The sequence below is a fragment of the Mesonia profundi genome (assembly GCF_031085155.1).
GTDB classification, from domain to species: Bacteria; Bacteroidota; Bacteroidia; order Flavobacteriales; family Flavobacteriaceae; genus Mesonia; species Mesonia profundi.
This window is the reverse complement of sequence record NZ_JAVHUL010000004.1, coordinates 1-17,112: the sequence shown is the minus strand read 5'-3', so window position 1 is coordinate 17,112 and position 17,112 is coordinate 1. Positions and strand designations below refer to the sequence as shown.

Sequence of the window (17,112 nt, the reverse complement as noted above, 5' to 3'; positions counted from 1 at the left end):
CAAACTTAACTAAAATTTATTTATTTTTAACATTTTGTTTAGGTACTCGTAAAAGAAATATGACTCCCAATACAAAAAAGACAATAAAAAAGAGAATGGTAGTACGTATACTTCCCGTTTTTTGGGCGATGAAACCATAAGAAAGCATCCCGATTACAATTCCTATTTTTTCTGAAACATCATAAAAACTAAAATATGAGGCCGTATCTACCGCATTTTCTGGTAGCAATTTAGAGTAGGTGGATCTTGATAAAGACTGAATCCCCCCCATAACCAACCCAACAAACGCGGCGGTGATGTAAAACTGAAAAGGCGTTTCTACAAAATAAGCAAATGAACAAATGGCTATCCAAATGAGGTTTAAGCCTATAAGCACATTAATATTTCCTAGTTTCGCTGAAAGCCTTGAAGTAAGGGTTGCTCCTAAAACAGCCACCAATTGAATCAATAAAATACTAATGATAAGCCCTGTTGTAGGGTCTTGCTCGCCCCAGTTTAATTCTTCGATTCCAAAATAAGTCGCAATCAACATGATGGTTTGCACCGCCATACTGTACATAAAGAATGCATAAAGGTATCGCTTTAACTCAGTGTTTTCTTTGATTTTATTCCAGATTTGCTTCAGTTCTTTAAAGCCATTAAAAACTACATTTCTCGTTAGTTTTTGCTTTTTATTTCCCTGCGGAAGGTAATAATAGGTATACTGACTAAATCCAATCCACCACACTCCAGTGAGTACAAAAGAAAGCCTGGTAAGTAAACTTTCATCTTCAAAACCGAAAGTATCATACATAAGAATCATCGCTAAACAGATAAGCAACAAAATCACGCTACCTATATATCCTAACGAATAACCTTTGGCACTAATCCTGTCTTGTTGGTTGGGAAAAGCGATATCTGGAAGGTAAGAATTGTAAAAGACTATGCTCCCCCAAAAACCTATAAGCGCTAAATAATAACACAATAACCCAAACCATAAGTGTTCTAGATTGAACCAAAATAAACCAATACAAGAAACAGCTCCCATATAGCAGAAAAACTTCATAAAGCTTTTCTTGTTTCCTACATAATCTGCTATTCCACTTAAAAACGGACTCAAAATCGAGACGCTTAAAAATGCTAATGCGGTAACATAACTTATTAAGGTATCGTTATTCCATTCAACTCCTAAGAAGTCTACGCTATCGTTTAATACATTGCCTTCGTCATCTTTTAAAATGGTTAGCGCTCCATAGAAAATGGGAAATATCGCTGAAGAAATCACCAAATTATACACCGAATTGGCCCAATCATAAAAAGCCCAAGCATGCAATAGTTTCTTATTTCCTTTTGGTAATGATTGCATTTATATAAATTTTTCCTAAAAATAGAAAAACCTTTCTAATTGAATAGAAAGGTTTTAAAAAAATGATATTATTTTTAAATGTACAAAGGATAGCAGTGGCAGCATTTTGTGATGTTTTTACAAAGCAAAAGCTACAACGAATAGCTTACCTAAACAGGAAGGCCTGACCCGCGGGCTTGCACCCAAATAATTAAGCTTTAACGCTATACATTTTGTCTCTTTGTTCTTTAATTTTTGGATCGCTCATATACTCATCAAACGTAAGGTAGCTATCAATAACGCCGTTGGGAGTTAATTCTACCACCCGATTACCTACAGTTTGCGAAAACTCGTGATCGTGCGTGGTGAATAAAATGGTTCCTTTAAAGTTTTTAAGGGAATTATTGAACGCCGTAATCGACTCTAAATCTAAGTGGTTGGTAGGTTCATCCAACATCAACACGTTGGCACGCATCATCATCATTCTACTTAACATACAGCGTACTTTTTCTCCTCCTGAAAGCACTCTTGCCGTTTTTAAAGCTTCTTCACCGCTAAACAACATTTTCCCCAAGAAACCTCTAATGTGCACTTCTTCTCGTTCTTCTTCAGTTTTAGCATATTGTCTTAACCAATCTACCAAGGCAAGGTCTTCCTCAAAAAAGGCGGCGTTGTCTAATGGCAAATAAGATTGGTTGGTGGTGATTCCCCATTGGTATTTACCGCTGGCGGCTTGCTGCTTTCCATTAATAATTTCGTAAAAAGCGGTGGTAGCCCTAGAGTCTCTAGAGAATACGATTACTTTCTCCCCTCTATTAAGGTTAAGGTCTATGTTTTTGAATAAGGTTTCTCCTTCTATGGTGGCTTCCAGCTTTTCGATGTTTAAGATTTGATCTCCGGCTTCTCTTTCTCTTTCAAAAATGATGGCAGGATATCTTCTACTAGAAGGTTTAATCTCTTCGATATTTAATTTATCGATCATTTTTTTACGCGAGGTAGCTTGCTTAGATTTTGCTACGTTAGCGCTAAAACGCATGATAAATTCTTGTAATTCTTTCTTTTTCTCTTCGGCTTTTTTGTTTTGCTGAGAGCGTTGTCTTGCTGCTAACTGAGAAGACTCATACCAAAACGAGTAGTTTCCGCTAAAATGGTTAATTTTTCCAAAGTCAATATCAGAAATATGCGTACAAACGGCATCTAAAAAGTGACGGTCGTGAGAAACCACAATCACCGTATTGTCATAATTAGCCAAGAAATGTTCTAACCAAGAGATGGTTTCATAATCCAAGTCGTTGGTAGGCTCATCCATAATTAACACATCTGGATTTCCAAAAAGCGCTTGTGCCAATAACACCCTTACTTTTTGTTTCCCATCTATATCTTTCATGAGCGTGTAATGCAAATCTGCTGGTATTCCCAAATTAGAAAGCAAAGAAGCGGCATCACTTTCGGCATTCCAACCGTTCATTTCTTCAAAGGTGACTTGCAGCTCCCCTATTCTATCTGCATTTTCATCTTTATAATCTTCGTAAAGCGCATCCATTTCGGCTTTTACATCATATAAAGGTTGGTTTCCTTTTAACACGGTTTCTAATACCGTGTGATTATTATATAAGTTGTGATTCTGTTCTAGCACAGACATACGCTTGCCAGGTTCTAAATGGACGTGACCAGAGGTAGGATCTGATTTTCTAGAAAGTATCTTTAGAAAAGTTGATTTTCCCGCGCCATTAGCTCCTATAATTCCGTAGCAATTTCCTTGCGTAAAAGTAGTATTTACTTCGTCAAAAAGAACCCTCTTCCCAAACTGAACCGATAAATTAGATACTGATAACATATTTCTCTTAAAATTTTGGCAAAAGTAATGATTTAAAACTACTTCGAGAAAGATTAACTTTTCATCTTTCTCTTTTAACGCCTAATTAACAATCAAAGACTTTTCAAACTCTATATTTGTGGGTAGTAACTCCCTCATAATTGCTCATATTATTGATTTATAACTACAAATGAATTCTAAATTATTTTTAATAATTTCATTGTTGTTTTTGCTGTTTTCATGTAAAAATGATACCGCTATAAAAACGACTACTTACTTAGGAGGAGAGATCGTTAATAATAATAATGATTATATCACCCTAGAAAAAGATAATATACTTATTGATTCTATCTTTTTAAATGAGGATAAAAAATTCTCTTACTCTTTTAAAGAAAAAGATTTTTCTTCTGGACTTTATACCTTTAGGCACTCGCCAGAAAGCCAAGTTTTTTATATTGAAGAAGGAGATAGCTTACTTTTACGTGTAAATATGGATGAGTTTGACGAGTCTTTAATGTACACAAAAGATAAATCTCAGGAAAACAACTTCTTGATGGAGATGTATCTTTTAAATGAAAAAGACAACGACCTTATTCTCTCCTATTATAAAATGAGTCCGAAGGATTTTGCTCAAAAAACCGATTCGATTAAGGATTTTAAATTGGAAAGATTATCCTCTTTAAAAAATAAATATGATTTTTCTAAAACCTTTACGGAAGTAGCCAAAAAAACAATTGATTATGAGTATTATGATTTAAGAGAACGCTATGCCTATTTGATTAACAGGTATTTTAGTGATTTTAGAAGTAGAATCCCAGAAGATTTTTTCACCTATAGAAAAGATGTGAATTTTAATGATGAATCCATTCAGTCTTATTATACTTATCAGCGTTTTTTAGATAATTATCTAAAAAATAAAGCGATAGAAAACTGTATTAAAAATAAGTTTAATGACTCTTTAAAATACTGTTTTAGAGTCAATACCGTAGAAAACTTAAAGCAACGCTTGCATCTTGCCGACAGCCTATTTGAAATTAAAGGTTTACGAAATAGGTTTTTGAGCAACCTAGCTAAAAAACAAATCAACTTCTCGGTGAACGATAGCCAGATAGATTCTACGCTTCATTTACTAAATAAGTTTGATCTTCCTAAAGACCAAGTGACAGAACTAAAAGCTTTAGGAAATTTACAAAAGAAATATTTTATAGGAAAAAACGTATCTCAAGCTAAACTGCTATCGGCTAATGGAGGTAAATTAAACCTCGGTAAGATTTCTAAAAAACCTATTGTTACATATACTTGGTCGTTATACCAAGAAAGTCATAAAATACACCATCACCTTATTAATGAGCTTAGAAATAAATATCCAGAGTTAGCTTTTATCGCCGTTAATATTGATGAAGAAGATACAGAGCTTTGGTTAAAATCTATTGAGAACTTTGGTTATGATAGAGATTTCGAGTACCAAATAAGAAATAGAAAGAACAAACGCTACCTCTATAAAAGTCTTTTAGATAAAGTCTTAATCCTAGACCACAAAGGAAATATTGTTCAAAATAAATTGAATTTAGACAGTCCCAATTTTGAAAACAAAATCCTTCAGTTTTTAAACCAATAAAAAAGCGCTCAAATGAGCACTCTTTTATTGTGAATGCCTAATGTTTAATCAGAAACCTCAAGGAATTAAACCCTCTGGATAGATTAAGCATTCGTTTTCTTATAATCTGCTAAGAACTTTTCTAATCCAATATCAGTTAAGGGATGTTTTAATAAACCTTCAATAGAACTTAAAGGTCCCGTCATCACATCGGCCCCCAATTTGGCACAGTCAATAACGTGCATGGTATGTCGTATAGAGGCTGCTAAAATTTCGGTGGCAAAACCATAGTTGTCATAAATAAGTCTAATTTCATTAATTAAACTAAGTCCGTCGCTAGAAATATCGTCCAATCTTCCTATAAAAGGAGAAACATAAGTAGCTCCTGCTTTGGCAGCCAATAAAGCCTGACCTGCAGAAAACACCAAGGTACAATTGGTTTTAATTCCTTTATCGCTAAAGTATTTAATTGCTTTAACGCCTTCTTTAATCATAGGTATTTTTACCACGATTTGATCGTGTAAAGCGGCAAGTTCTTCTCCTTCTTTAACCATACCATCAAAATCTGTGGCAATTACTTCTGCACTCACATCGCCATCTACAATTTCACAAATATCTTTGTAATGTTGTAGAATACTTTCTTTTCCAGAAATTCCTTCTTTAGCCATTAAGGAAGGATTGGTGGTCACTCCGTCTAAAACCCCTAAATCTTGGGCTTCTCTAATCTGATCTAAATTTGCGGTATCTATAAAAAATTTCATATTACTAGTTTTTATTAGGTAAAGGTAAAGTTATAGTTTATAATGCTTCATCAGCATTTTTTCATACATTTTATCGGGTAGAATATGCTTTAAGGCGATACTTGCTTTTTGCAACCACTCTCCTACTTTATAATGAATTGTAGGGTTTTTTTCTTGCATCACTTCATGTACTTTTTTGGCCATCACAATAGGATCTTCCCCGCCAGATACGTGTTTATCCATAAGCTTCAAGGTGTTTCCGTAATTCTTTTTATAAGGCGAATCTTCTTTTACTGGCGCGTGATATCTTCCTGCCGCGATGTTGGTTGCAAAATCTCCCGGCGCGATATTGGTCATTTTTATTCCAAACTCTTTTAATTCCATTCTAAAAGCTTCGGTAGTAAGCTCTAAAGCTCCTTTGGTGGCTGAATAAATTCCGCGGTAAGGCAATCCCATATAACCTGCAATGGAAGTAATATTAATCACAAAACCGCTTTTTTGAGCACGCATACTCGGCAAAACCGCTTTGATGACCTTGATTACCCCAAAATAGTTGGTGTCAAAAACTTTTTTAATTTCTTCATCTGGCGTTTCTTCAATAGGACCTGTAATTCCCATTCCAGCATTATTGATAAGAAAATCTATTTTTCCTTCTTGCTGAAGTACTTCCGCTACAGCGGAAGAAATAGTAGACGTAGAAGTCACATCGAGTGCTACAAAGTGAATTCCGTTAAGTTCTTTCTGTTTAGGATTTCGGCTGGTACCATAAACCTTATAATTTTTTTGATGCAAATACTCCCCTATAGATTTCCCTATACCTGAAGATGCTCCAGTAATTAATACAACTTGTTTTGACATGTAGATTGAGATAAAAGACAAATATCGACTTTTGAAGCGAAAGTGAAAAAAATTGTAGGAATTTACTAAAGAGAGGTCACTAAGGAGGAGAAAAAATCCTTGAGTTTTGGGTACAAAAAAAGGCAAGCGACCCACATCACACCGCTACGACCGCGTACCCTTGCTGCGTTCCCGCCCTGGGGGATTCAGCAGGAGCTGGTTGTGTGGGACTTGCCAGTGCAAATATACAAGGAATATCGTTTTTAGCAAGCTTTTTTTGAAAGGAATTAACTAAATTAGCCACTCTATTTTAAGATAATTATTATGCGCGTCTATAAGCCCCTGTTTATCATTTTTTTAGCCTCTATCCTCTCCTCTTGTGGCGATGGTCTAGAAGAGAAAAAAGAATCCATTTCTATTCAAATAGATCATAATAACAAGAAAATACAATCTGGAGATGCGATAAATGTGAGTTTAAGCAATCCCAAAAAGATTTCGATAGACTCGGTTCAGTATTTCTATCACCAACAAAAAATTGGTTCTTCCGCGGCAAGCGAAACTATTTCGGCCAACTTAGAGAAGCCTCTAGGCAAAAATATGATTGAAGCTAAAATCTTTACGGAAGGTGAAAACTTCAGCATTCAACAGGAATTGGTTCTACATCATAATAAAGCACCAAAAATTTACACCTATGAGGTGATTAACACCTATCCTCACGATCCCGATGCTTTTACACAAGGCTTGGAGTTTTATAAAGACACTCTATATGAGGGAACGGGATTAAACAAACTTTCTTCTTTGAGAAAAGTGAATTACGAAACTGGAGAGGTTTTACAAAAAGTAAAGCTAAAAGATATGTATTTTGGGGAGGGAATTTCTATCCTTAATGACAAGATCTATCAACTCACTTGGCGTTCTGGCGAAGGAATAATTTATGACGTCAACAATTTAAAGCAACTCAAAACGTTTAGTTATAGTGAAAGTAAGGAAGGCTGGGGTTTGTGCAATGACGGCGAGAAACTGTACAAGAGCGACGGCACCGAAAAAATTTGGATTCTTAACCCAGAAACGCTGGAAGAAGAAAGCTATTTTCAGCCGGTAACCCACACTTCCCTATCTACCAAACTCAATGAATTGGAATGGGTAGAAGGAAAAATTTACGCCAATACCTGGCAAAAAGATGGGATTGCAATTATTAATCCTAAAAGCGGAGCTATTGAAGGAATTATTGATATGCGAGGATTAAGAGACCAGCTTAACAATACTAAAGATATAGCAGGTCAAGATAATGTCCTTAACGGAATTGCTTACAACAAAAACACAAAAAAGTTATATGTTACGGGTAAAAACTGGGACAAGCTTTTTGAAATAAAAATTAAAGAAAAGTAATTTATGAGATCTATTTATGGTATTTTATTGCTTTGTTCGGTGATTCTTTGGAGCTCTTGTAGAAAAGATTTTGATACCACGCCCAGCTCGGGAAAACTCACTTTTTCTAAAGACACGGTGTATTTAGATACCGTTTTCACCAACATTGGTTCGAGTACCTACAACTTAACCGTTCACAACAAAAGTGACGATGATATTCGCATTCCCAACATTCAATTAGCGAACGGGGAAAGTTCTAATTATCGTTTAAATGTAGACGGTTTACCCGGAAAAGAGTTTCAAAATATCGATATTCTTGCTAAGGATAGCATTTTTATCTTTGTGGAAACCACCGCCAATATTGAAGATTTATCACAAACCGACAATCAGTTTTTATATACCGATGCCATTGAGTTTGATACTGGAAGTCAGCAACAAAAAGTAGAACTGGTCACCCTTATACAAGATGCACATTTCCTCTATCCCGAAAAATTTGCCGATGGCACTACCGAGACTCTTTCTTTTGGATTTGATGACGAAGGCAACGAGATTCTTATTAAGGGTTTTGTTTTAGATGACACCGAACTTAATTTTACCAACGAAAAACCCTACGTAATTTACGGTTATGCTGCTGTACCTTCTAATAAAACATTGGCGATAGATGCAGGCGCAAGAGTACATTTTCATCGTGAAAGCGGACTTATAGTCGCCCAAAACGGTTCTTTACACGTTAATGGAGCTTTAAGCAACGACCCTGAAGTTTTAGAAAATGAAGTTATTTTTGAAGGCGACCGCTTAGAACCTGCTTTTAGTGAAGTGGCTGGGCAATGGGGAAGCATTTGGTTAACACAAGGAAGCACCAACAACCAAATTAATTATGCTACGATTAAAAATGCATCGGTAGGGATTCGTATGGATTCTAATGATGGAACGAATCAACCTACATTAATCATCAAAAACACACAAATTTACAATTCTGCTAATGTTGGATTGTTGGCAAGAACTGGTTTTATTGAAGGAGAAAACCTTGTTATTAATAATAGCGGACAAGCTTCGCTGAATCTTTCTTATGGCGGAAGGTATACCTTTACCAATTCCACCTTTGTAAATTATTTTAACAATGGGTTTAGACAATTCCCTGCGGTATTGATTGAAAATTTACTAGAAACCCAAGAAAATATTTTGGTTTCAGATTTAATTGAAGCTAATTTCTACAACTGCATTATTTACGGAAATGAAAACTTAGAATTGCTATTCTCCAAATCTGATGAGGCGGCGTTTAACTATAAATTTGAAAATTGCCTCATCCGTTTTAATGATTTTAATAATTTGTATGCAGAAACCCCTGAATACGATTTTGACAATCCTACATTATTTGAAAACAGCATCTTAAATGAAGACCCTGTTTTTAAAGCTACCGAGCTTAATCAGCTCCAAATCGGGGAAGAATCGGCTGCAAACGGCTTGGCAAACCCATCTACGGTAACCGTACAAGATATTTTAGGAACTACAAGAGACATTAATCCTGACAGTGGCGCTTACGAAAGTGTTATTTTTGAAGAGTAATGAGTTACTTTTTAAAGCATTGGACCCTAAATCTAGCCCAAAATCACAAACATAAAAAAAGCATCTTCCGTAAAGAAGATGCTTTTTTAATTGTAAAGATATAAGAATTTCTTAGTTCATATATTTCTGTACGATTGGCATAATAGATTCCATCGCCCATTTTTGACTCATTTCTGTACTTTTAGTCATTAAGGTTGGAGTTTTTTCTAAAATTCTTGCTCCTGCAGGAGTTTCATAAAACTCCAACATTTTCTTAATGTCATCTTTCTCTATGGTTTCTATGTAGATGTTTAAAGTTTTTTCATACATTTTATCCATTTCTGCACTCATTTCCTTTTTAAAAGCTTCGCGATTAGCTTCAGGAATCATATTGTAGACTTGTTGCATATTAGCGTCAATTGCTGCTCCAGATTGCGCCTTGATAAGCGTCGTCAAGTCTTCTTTAAAATCATCTTGTGCAAAACTGGCAAAGCTTAACATCACCAAACCTGCAGATAAAATTAATTTTTTCATGGTTTTTGTATTATTGGTTATTAAAATTGAAACAAGGGTCTATGTCCCATCATTTCATGAATTTCATTTTTTGTTTTTTCGATAATGCTTTCGTCTTCAATATTGCTAATCACCGCATCTACAAAGCCTACTACCTTATCCATATCATCTTCTTTTAAACCTCTGGTAGTAATGGCCGGAGTTCCTATTCTAATTCCAGAAGTAACAAATGGAGATTTATCATCAAAAGGAACCATGTTTTTATTCACGGTAATCTCTGCTTTTACTAAGGTTTCTTCCGCTTGTTTCCCGGTAACTCCTTTATTTCTTAAGTCGATTAACATCATATGGTTATCGGTTCCTCCAGAAACTACATCATAACCTCTTTTCATAAATGCTTCTGCCATAGCTTTTGCATTCTTTTTCACCTGTACCATATAATGTAGGAATTCATCGGTTAAGGCTTCCCCAAAAGCAACTGCTTTAGCTGCAATAATGTGTTCTAAAGGTCCGCCTTGGTTTCCTGGGAAAACTCCGCTATTCAGTAAAGAAGACATTTTCTTTAATTTTCCACTTTTTAATTTCTGTCCGTAAGGATTTTCAAAATCTTTCCCCATCAAGATCATTCCTCCACGAGGCCCTCTAATGGTTTTATGTGTAGTTGTGGTCACAATGTGGCAATGCGGTAAAGGATCAGATATTAATCCTTTCGCGATTAAACCAGCTGGATGTGCCATATCGGCTAGCAAAATAGCTCCTACTTCATCGGCTATTTCTCTAAATTTTTTATAATCAAACTCTCTAGAATAGGCAGAGGCACCAGCAATAATCATTTTTGGTTTCTCTTTATGTGCCATTTCTCTTACGTGATCGTAATCAATTAAGCCCGTTTCTTTTATAACTCCGTAGAAAACTGGATTGTACAATTTTCCCGAAAAATTAACTGGCGACCCGTGTGTTAAATGGCCTCCATGAGATAAATCAAATCCTAAGATGGTGTCTCCTGGTTTTAAGCACACAGAATAAACGGCCGTATTTGCCTGAGAGCCTGAATGTGGCTGAACATTTACATATTCGGCATTAAAAAGTTCTTTTGCTCTTTCTATAGCAAGTGTTTCCACTTCATCTACAATTTCACAACCTCCGTAGTATCGTTTTCCTGGGTAACCTTCAGCATATTTATTGGTAAGCACAGACCCAGCAGCTTCCAAAACTTGATCGCTCACAAAGTTTTCACTTGCAATTAATTCCAAACCGTTGATTTGACGGTTCTTTTCGGCTTCTACTAAATCAAAAATCTGAGTATCTCTATCCATAATTACAATAATCGTTAAAAATTTCACCAAAAATAAGGAAATCATTCGGTTATTACATGGATAATAATATATTTGAAGAGACTTTTTTTAAAAACGATTTGAATTCAAGCTTATGCAAATATCTGCCAACAATCCTGATAGAAAAACTTGGTTAAAAATACCTAAGGGAACCGATTTTCCTATCCAAAATATTCCCTTCGGAGTATTCTTAACGAGAGACGACGTCATCACCATTGGAACCAGAATTGGTGACTACGCAATTGATTTAGGTGCTTTGCATCAATTGGGTTATTTTGAAGACATTCCGTTAACGGATGATATTTTTCTTCAAGATACCTTAAATGATTTTATTGCCGACGGGAGAAAAACCTGGCGCGCCGTAAGAAATAAAATAGCTGAAATTTTTGACGTAAAGCATAAAGCACTTCAGGAAAATAAAGAACACCAAAAAGTGATTCTCTTTACCTTGAATGAAGTTGAAATGCAATTGCCTGTACAGGTTGGTGATTACACCGATTTCTACTCGAGTGAAGAACACGCGCGCAATGTAGGCGAAATGTTTCGTGGAGCAGACAAGGCTTTAATGCCTAACTGGCTTCACATTCCTGTAGCTTATCACGGCAGAAGTTCTTCTATTATTCCTAGCGGAATTCCCATTAGAAGACCTCAAGGTCAAAAACTTCCAAACGGATCTGATACACCTATCTTTGGTCCTTCGAGAAATCTTGATTTTGAACTGGAAATGGCTTTTATTACTACAGCCGCCAATCACTTGGGAGAACCTATCCCTGTGGAAGATGCAGAAGATCATATTTTTGGAATGGTATTATTTAACGATTGGAGCGCCAGAGACATTCAAAAATGGGAATATGTACCTTTAGGGCCATTTCTAGGAAAAAACTTTGCTTCAACAATTTCTCCTTGGATTGTGACTTTAGATGCTTTGGAGCCTTTTAGAACAGAAGGTCCTAAACCGAGTACAGAACAACTTCCCTATTTGCAATCTAAAGGGAAGAAAACTTTTGATATACATTTACAGGTAGCGATACAGCCAGAAGGAAAGAAAGAAACCGTGGTTTCTAATTCTAACTTTAAACACCTTTATTGGAATATGAGTCAGCAATTGGCGCACCACACCGTGAATGGATGTCCTGTAAATAGCGGAGATATGATGGGAAGCGGAACCATTTCTGGCCCAACAAAAGACAGCTACGGTTCTATGCTAGAACTTTCTTGGAATGGTGAAAAACCAATCAAGTTAAAAGAAGGAGGAGACCGCAAGTTTATACAAGATAAAGATACCGTAATCTTAAGAGGATATTGCCAAGATAAAAACATAAGAATTGGTTTTGGTGAGTGCAGCACCAAAGTATTGCCTTCCTTTAAAACCAAATAAGCCTATTTTACCTATCTTTAAAAGCCCACTTCATTAGACCGAAATGGGCTTTTTTTATTATTTTAGTAGTTTACACCAATTTTAGACTCATGAAAAAGCTATTTTTATTGATTAGCATTTCTTTTTTTATCGCTTGTAGCGGAATTAAGAGAACTCAAAAAGCACTTTATTCTGGAGATTATCGCGAAGCCATTGATATTGCCGTTAGAAAACTGCAAAAAGATAAAACCAAAAAGAATAACGAAGAATACATCTTTCTTTTACAAGATGCCTTTAAAAAATTCACTGAAGAGAAAAAACAAGACATCAACCATTTAAGGAAAGAGAAAACTAATGCGGAAGATATATATACAAATTACACGCAACTAGCACACGTACAAAGACAGATTAAGCCTCTACTTCCACTCCATTTTCAAAACGGGAAAGAAGCTAAATTTAAATTAAATAATTATTCAGAGGAGTTGATTACCGCAAAGAATAATTATGCCGAAGACTTATATAATTCCGCGCAAAGCGATATAAATAAAGCTAACAAACTAGATTATAGAAAGGCTCACAGCAAGCTAAGCAAGGTGTCACAATTAAAGCCTAATTATAAGAATACGAACCAACTCTTAGATGATGCTCAATTCTACGGTACTGATTTTGTTTTTGTGAGTTTAGAAAATCAAACCAATCAAATCATTCCAAGATTGTTGGAAGAGGATCTCTTAAATTTTGACACGTATAGTTTAAATGACCGTTGGACTGTTTTTCACGATAACAAAGAAAACCAAATCAATTATAACTATGAAATTTACTTGGATTTTAAAACCATTTCTATCATTCCAGAAAGAATTGTTCAAAAAGAAATCCGTTTAGAGCGCGAAATAAAAGACGGCTATACGTACAAGAAAAATAGGAATGGAGATTATATTTTAGATGATGACGGGAATAAAATTAAAGTAGATCAATACATTACTGTAAGCGGTGATATGCTTAAAACAGAACAAAGTAAAGGCATCCAAGTAGTGGCTTTGGTAGAATATTTTGACACCAAAGAAAATCGTGTATATCAAAAATTTCCTTTAAAAACCACCTTCGTTTTTGGAAATGAATATGCTCGTTTTAATGGTAATAAAAAAGTACTGAACACGAAAGAAAGACAGCTTCTTTCTCAGAGTTCTATGCCCTTTCCCAGTAATGAGCAGATGTTATTAGATGCAGGAAATGATCTAAAGTATAAGTTTAGTGAAATTTTAAAACGCAATCATCTTTAGACAGTAATATCTGCCACACTAATGTCATGATGTGAAGCTTGGTGCACCACTTCTCTATTTTTAAGAACTATCATTTGCGGTGATTGGTGCATCACCTTAAATTTTTCGGCTACTGCATTGCTTACATTTCTATTTTGTAGCAAATCTAAAAAATAGATTTTCGCCTCTTCAGGGTCTAAATCGTAATTTTTCTCAAATTGTTTTAAAACCATTCTGCTTACTCCGCAACGCGTAGAATGCTTAAAAACCATCACGGGTTGCTGTTCAGATTCATCTAAAAGTTGATCCAATTGTTCTTCTTTACTCAAGACATGCCATGGAATTTCTTTCATCTCCTCTTTAGCGATATCGTCTTGTTTCTTGAAAATCTTATCAAATAATCCCATTTCTTTTTTTTACTAAAATACAATTTATGCTTCAGTTTTAAAGATAATTGTGAGAATTTAAAGAAACAGGTTTCGCATTAGCTTGTTAAAAATTTCCGTTAGCTCTTAATCACTATTTTTAGTTATGTTTTCTATAAACTATGTTTTTAGGCTCATTCTGTAGCTTTCAATTTTAAAAAGTCTTAAATTTAAGTTTTAAAATCTAGTATAGACATGCTAATCGGACTTTTTGTCGGTTTAATCTAATTAAAACGCGTCTTTTTGTCATTTTTAAAATTGGGTATATAATTTGACTTCTTCTTATCAAATCAAACAACACCATGAACTTTAATAATTTTACTATAAAATCCCAAGAGGCCATTCAGCAGGCGCAGCAGCTTGCGCAGGAATTAGGCCATCAGCAAATAGAAAACGAGCATCTTTTTAAAGCCATTAGCATGGTAGATGAAAATGTAACGCCTTTCTTGCTGAAAAAATTAAGCATTAACGTCAACCTTTTTACTCAACTACTCGATAAAACTTTAGAGAGTTTTCCTAAAGTAAGTGGTGGCGATATCATTCTTTCTCGAGAAGCGGGAAAAACGGTGAATGAAGCCAGCAGCATCGCCAAAAAAATGAATGATGAGTATGTCTCTATTGAACATCTCATTTTAGCGATATTTAAATCGAGTTCTAAAGTAGCGCAGATTTTAAAAGATCAAGGCGCTACCGAAAAAAGTTTAAAAGCGGCAATTGAAGAGTTGCGTCAGGGTGACCGCGTGACTTCACAAAGTGCAGAGGAGACTTACAACTCCTTAAATAAATACGCAAAAAACTTAAATGAACTTGCCGAAAGCGGAAAATTAGATCCGGTCATTGGTCGGGATGAAGAAATACGCCGTATTCTTCAAATTTTATCGCGTCGTACCAAAAACAATCCCATGTTGGTTGGCGAACCCGGTACCGGTAAAACCGCTATTGCTGAAGGTTTAGCTCATCGAATTATAGCTGGAGATATTCCTGAAAACCTGAAGGATAAAATAATCTTTTCTTTAGATATGGGAGCCCTAATTGCAGGTGCAAAATACAAAGGAGAATTTGAAGAACGGCTTAAAGCGGTGATCAAAGAAGTCACTTCTAGCGACGGGAACATTGTCTTATTTATAGATGAGATTCATACTTTGGTAGGTGCTGGAGGCGGACAAGGAGCTATGGATGCTGCCAATATTCTAAAACCAGCTTTGGCTCGTGGGGAATTACGTGCGATTGGAGCTACTACTTTAGATGAGTACCAAAAATACTTTGAAAAAGACAAAGCGCTAGAACGTCGTTTCCAAATCGTAACCGTAGATGAACCCGATACCGAAAGTGCCATTTCTATTCTTCGCGGAATTAAAGAAAAATATGAAACGCACCATAAAGTACGTATTAAAGATGAAGCTATTATTGCGGCAGTAGAGCTTTCGCAGCGCTACATTACCAACCGTTTTTTACCAGATAAGGCGATTGACTTGATGGATGAAGCAGCTTCTAAACTGCGTATGGAAATCAACTCTAAACCAGAAGAGTTAGATGTATTAGATCGTAAGATTATGCAGCTAGAAATTGAAATTGAAGCCATTAAACGCGAGAAAGATGAAAGTAAGCTCAAGTCGCTTAAAGCAGATTTAGCGAATATAAAAGAAGACCGAAGCGAGCTCAATGCACAATGGCAGAATGAAAAAGGTGTGGTAGATAAAGTTCAGCAAGCAAAATCTGATATCGAAAACTTTAAACTAGAAGCAGAACGTGCTGAGCGCGATGGTGATTATGGAAAAGTAGCCGAGATTCGCTACGGAAAAATAAAAGAGGCTCAAGAACGCTTAGAGAAAGTGCAAAAAGAAATGGCCGAGCAAAAAGCCAGCGGTTCTAAGTCACTGATCAAAGAAGAAGTGACCAATGAGGATATTGCAGAAGTTGTGGCGAAATGGACAGGAATCCCTGTTACCAAAATGCTGCAAAGCGAACGCGAAAAGCTTCTACATTTAGAAGAAGAGTTACACAAGCGCGTGGTAGGACAAGACGAAGCCATTACGGCAGTAAGTGATGCCATAAGAAGAAGTAGAGCTGGATTACAAGATCAAAAACGACCTATTGGAAGCTTCCTTTTCTTGGGAACAACCGGAGTTGGAAAAACCGAATTAGCCAAAGCGCTAGCCGAATACCTCTTTGATGATGATGCTGCGATGACGCGAATTGATATGAGCGAATACCAAGAACGTCACTCGGTGAGTAGATTGGTGGGTGCACCTCCAGGATATGTGGGTTATGATGAAGGAGGACAGTTAACCGAAGCGGTACGACGCAAACCATACTCGGTAGTATTGTTGGATGAAATTGAAAAAGCCCATCCAGATACCTTCAACATCTTATTACAAGTATTGGATGAAGGTAGACTAACCGACAATAAAGGGCGTCTAGCCGATTTTAGGAACACCATTATCATTATGACTTCTAATATGGGAAGCCATGTGATTCAAGAAAAATATGAAGCGGTAAAAGATATTGAAACCGCTATGGAAAGTGCTAAAGTAGAGGTTATGGGCTTGTTAAGACAACAAGTAAAACCAGAGTTCTTGAACCGTATTGATGATATTGTGATGTTTACACCGCTCGATCAAGAGAACATTCAAGAGATTGTTGGCTTGCAGTTAAAAGGAGTGAGCAAAATGCTAGCAGAGCAAAATATAACTATGGATGCTACGGAGGAAGCGATAGAATTGCTTTCTAAAAAAGGATTTGATCCGCAGTATGGAGCCAGACCGGTAAAAAGAACTATTCAGAAAGAAGTGCTTAACAAGCTTTCTAAAGAAATTCTATCAGGTCAAGTGACTGCGGAAAGCATTATCTTAATTGATGCTTTTGATGACGAATTGGTATTTAGAAATGAAACCCAATCCGTCAGTAAAAATTAATAACTTGTCTAGTCCTAAATAATCGATACAGATTAATAAAGGATTAAATTTAATATTTAAAGCTGAACAATGACTTCATTGT

The 17,112-nt window shown here is 35.9% G+C and carries 13 protein-coding genes and 1 other RNA gene; 6 read left to right on the top strand and 8 right to left on the bottom strand.

Annotated elements, in window-relative coordinates:
- Positions 1 to 16: 16 nt before the first annotated feature.
- Entirely contained in the window at positions 17 to 1,345 is a 1,329-nt protein-coding gene (locus tag RBU60_RS02320; RefSeq protein ID WP_308863041.1) for an MFS transporter, read from the bottom strand.
- A gap of 190 nt (positions 1,346 to 1,535) precedes the next feature.
- Positions 1,536 to 3,161: an ABC-F family ATP-binding cassette domain-containing protein gene (locus RBU60_RS02315; protein ID WP_308863039.1), complete on the bottom strand. Its 1,626-nt coding sequence runs from the start codon at positions 3,159 to 3,161 to the stop codon at positions 1,536 to 1,538.
- 169 nt (positions 3,162 to 3,330) lie between these two features.
- Here RBU60_RS02315 and RBU60_RS02310 point away from each other — a divergent pair, with 169 nt between their 5' ends.
- Complete coding sequence (locus tag RBU60_RS02310; protein WP_308863037.1) at positions 3,331 to 4,758, top strand: TlpA family protein disulfide reductase; 1,428 nt, start codon at positions 3,331 to 3,333, stop codon at positions 4,756 to 4,758.
- Between the two features lie 83 nt (positions 4,759 to 4,841).
- On the opposite strand, the gene fsa is transcribed toward RBU60_RS02310, so the two are convergent.
- The 3 genes from fsa to ffs form a co-directional block, all read right to left on the bottom strand.
- The gene (gene fsa / locus RBU60_RS02305; RefSeq protein ID WP_308863035.1) at positions 4,842 to 5,498 is read right to left on the bottom strand and encodes a fructose-6-phosphate aldolase; all 657 of its coding nucleotides are present in this window, start codon (positions 5,496 to 5,498) and stop codon (positions 4,842 to 4,844) included.
- A 30-nt stretch (positions 5,499 to 5,528) separates the two neighbouring features.
- A complete protein-coding gene (locus RBU60_RS02300) occupies positions 5,529 to 6,335 on the bottom strand; it encodes an SDR family oxidoreductase (RefSeq protein ID WP_308863033.1) in 807 nt (268 codons plus the stop codon).
- A 117-nt stretch (positions 6,336 to 6,452) separates the two neighbouring features.
- An RNA gene (gene ffs / locus RBU60_RS02295) (signal recognition particle sRNA small type) lies at positions 6,453 to 6,551 on the bottom strand.
- An 87-nt stretch (positions 6,552 to 6,638) separates the two neighbouring features.
- On the opposite strand from ffs, the gene RBU60_RS02290 reads away from it, so the two are divergent.
- Both RBU60_RS02290 and RBU60_RS02285 read left to right on the top strand, forming a co-directional pair.
- Positions 6,639 to 7,703, top strand: a complete 1,065-nt coding sequence (locus tag RBU60_RS02290) for a glutaminyl-peptide cyclotransferase (RefSeq protein ID WP_308863031.1) — start codon at positions 6,639 to 6,641, stop codon at positions 7,701 to 7,703.
- A 3-nt stretch (positions 7,704 to 7,706) separates the two neighbouring features.
- Positions 7,707 to 9,248, top strand: a complete 1,542-nt coding sequence (locus RBU60_RS02285; protein WP_308863030.1) for a hypothetical protein — start codon at positions 7,707 to 7,709, stop codon at positions 9,246 to 9,248.
- A 111-nt stretch (positions 9,249 to 9,359) separates the two neighbouring features.
- Here the strand turns inward: RBU60_RS02285 and RBU60_RS02280 are convergent, their stop codons facing one another.
- Both RBU60_RS02280 and RBU60_RS02275 read right to left on the bottom strand, forming a co-directional pair.
- On the bottom strand, positions 9,360 to 9,761 hold the full coding sequence (locus RBU60_RS02280) for a DUF2059 domain-containing protein (protein ID WP_308863028.1): 402 nt from the start codon (positions 9,759 to 9,761) through the stop codon (positions 9,360 to 9,362).
- Between the two features lie 20 nt (positions 9,762 to 9,781).
- A complete protein-coding gene (locus RBU60_RS02275; RefSeq protein ID WP_308863140.1) occupies positions 9,782 to 11,056 on the bottom strand; it encodes a serine hydroxymethyltransferase in 1,275 nt (424 codons plus the stop codon).
- A 112-nt stretch (positions 11,057 to 11,168) separates the two neighbouring features.
- Between RBU60_RS02275 and fahA the strand changes: the two genes are divergently transcribed.
- Both fahA and RBU60_RS02265 read left to right on the top strand, forming a co-directional pair.
- Positions 11,169 to 12,452 carry a fumarylacetoacetase gene (gene fahA, locus RBU60_RS02270; protein ID WP_308863026.1) on the top strand — a complete coding sequence of 428 codons (1,284 nt, stop codon included), beginning with the start codon at positions 11,169 to 11,171 and terminating at the stop codon, positions 12,450 to 12,452.
- A gap of 89 nt (positions 12,453 to 12,541) precedes the next feature.
- A complete protein-coding gene (locus RBU60_RS02265) occupies positions 12,542 to 13,711 on the top strand; it encodes a hypothetical protein (RefSeq protein WP_308863024.1) in 1,170 nt (389 codons plus the stop codon).
- Here RBU60_RS02265 and ytxJ read toward each other — a convergent pair.
- Entirely contained in the window at positions 13,708 to 14,097 is a 390-nt protein-coding gene (ytxJ, locus tag RBU60_RS02260) for a bacillithiol system redox-active protein YtxJ (protein WP_308863022.1), read from the bottom strand. The two genes, RBU60_RS02265 and ytxJ, sit on opposite strands and share 4 nt — an antisense overlap.
- A 320-nt stretch (positions 14,098 to 14,417) precedes the next feature.
- Here ytxJ and clpB point away from each other — a divergent pair, with 320 nt between their 5' ends.
- Complete coding sequence (gene clpB / locus RBU60_RS02255) at positions 14,418 to 17,030, top strand: ATP-dependent chaperone ClpB (protein ID WP_308863021.1); 2,613 nt, start codon at positions 14,418 to 14,420, stop codon at positions 17,028 to 17,030.
- The last annotated feature ends 82 nt before the right edge of the window (positions 17,031 to 17,112 follow it).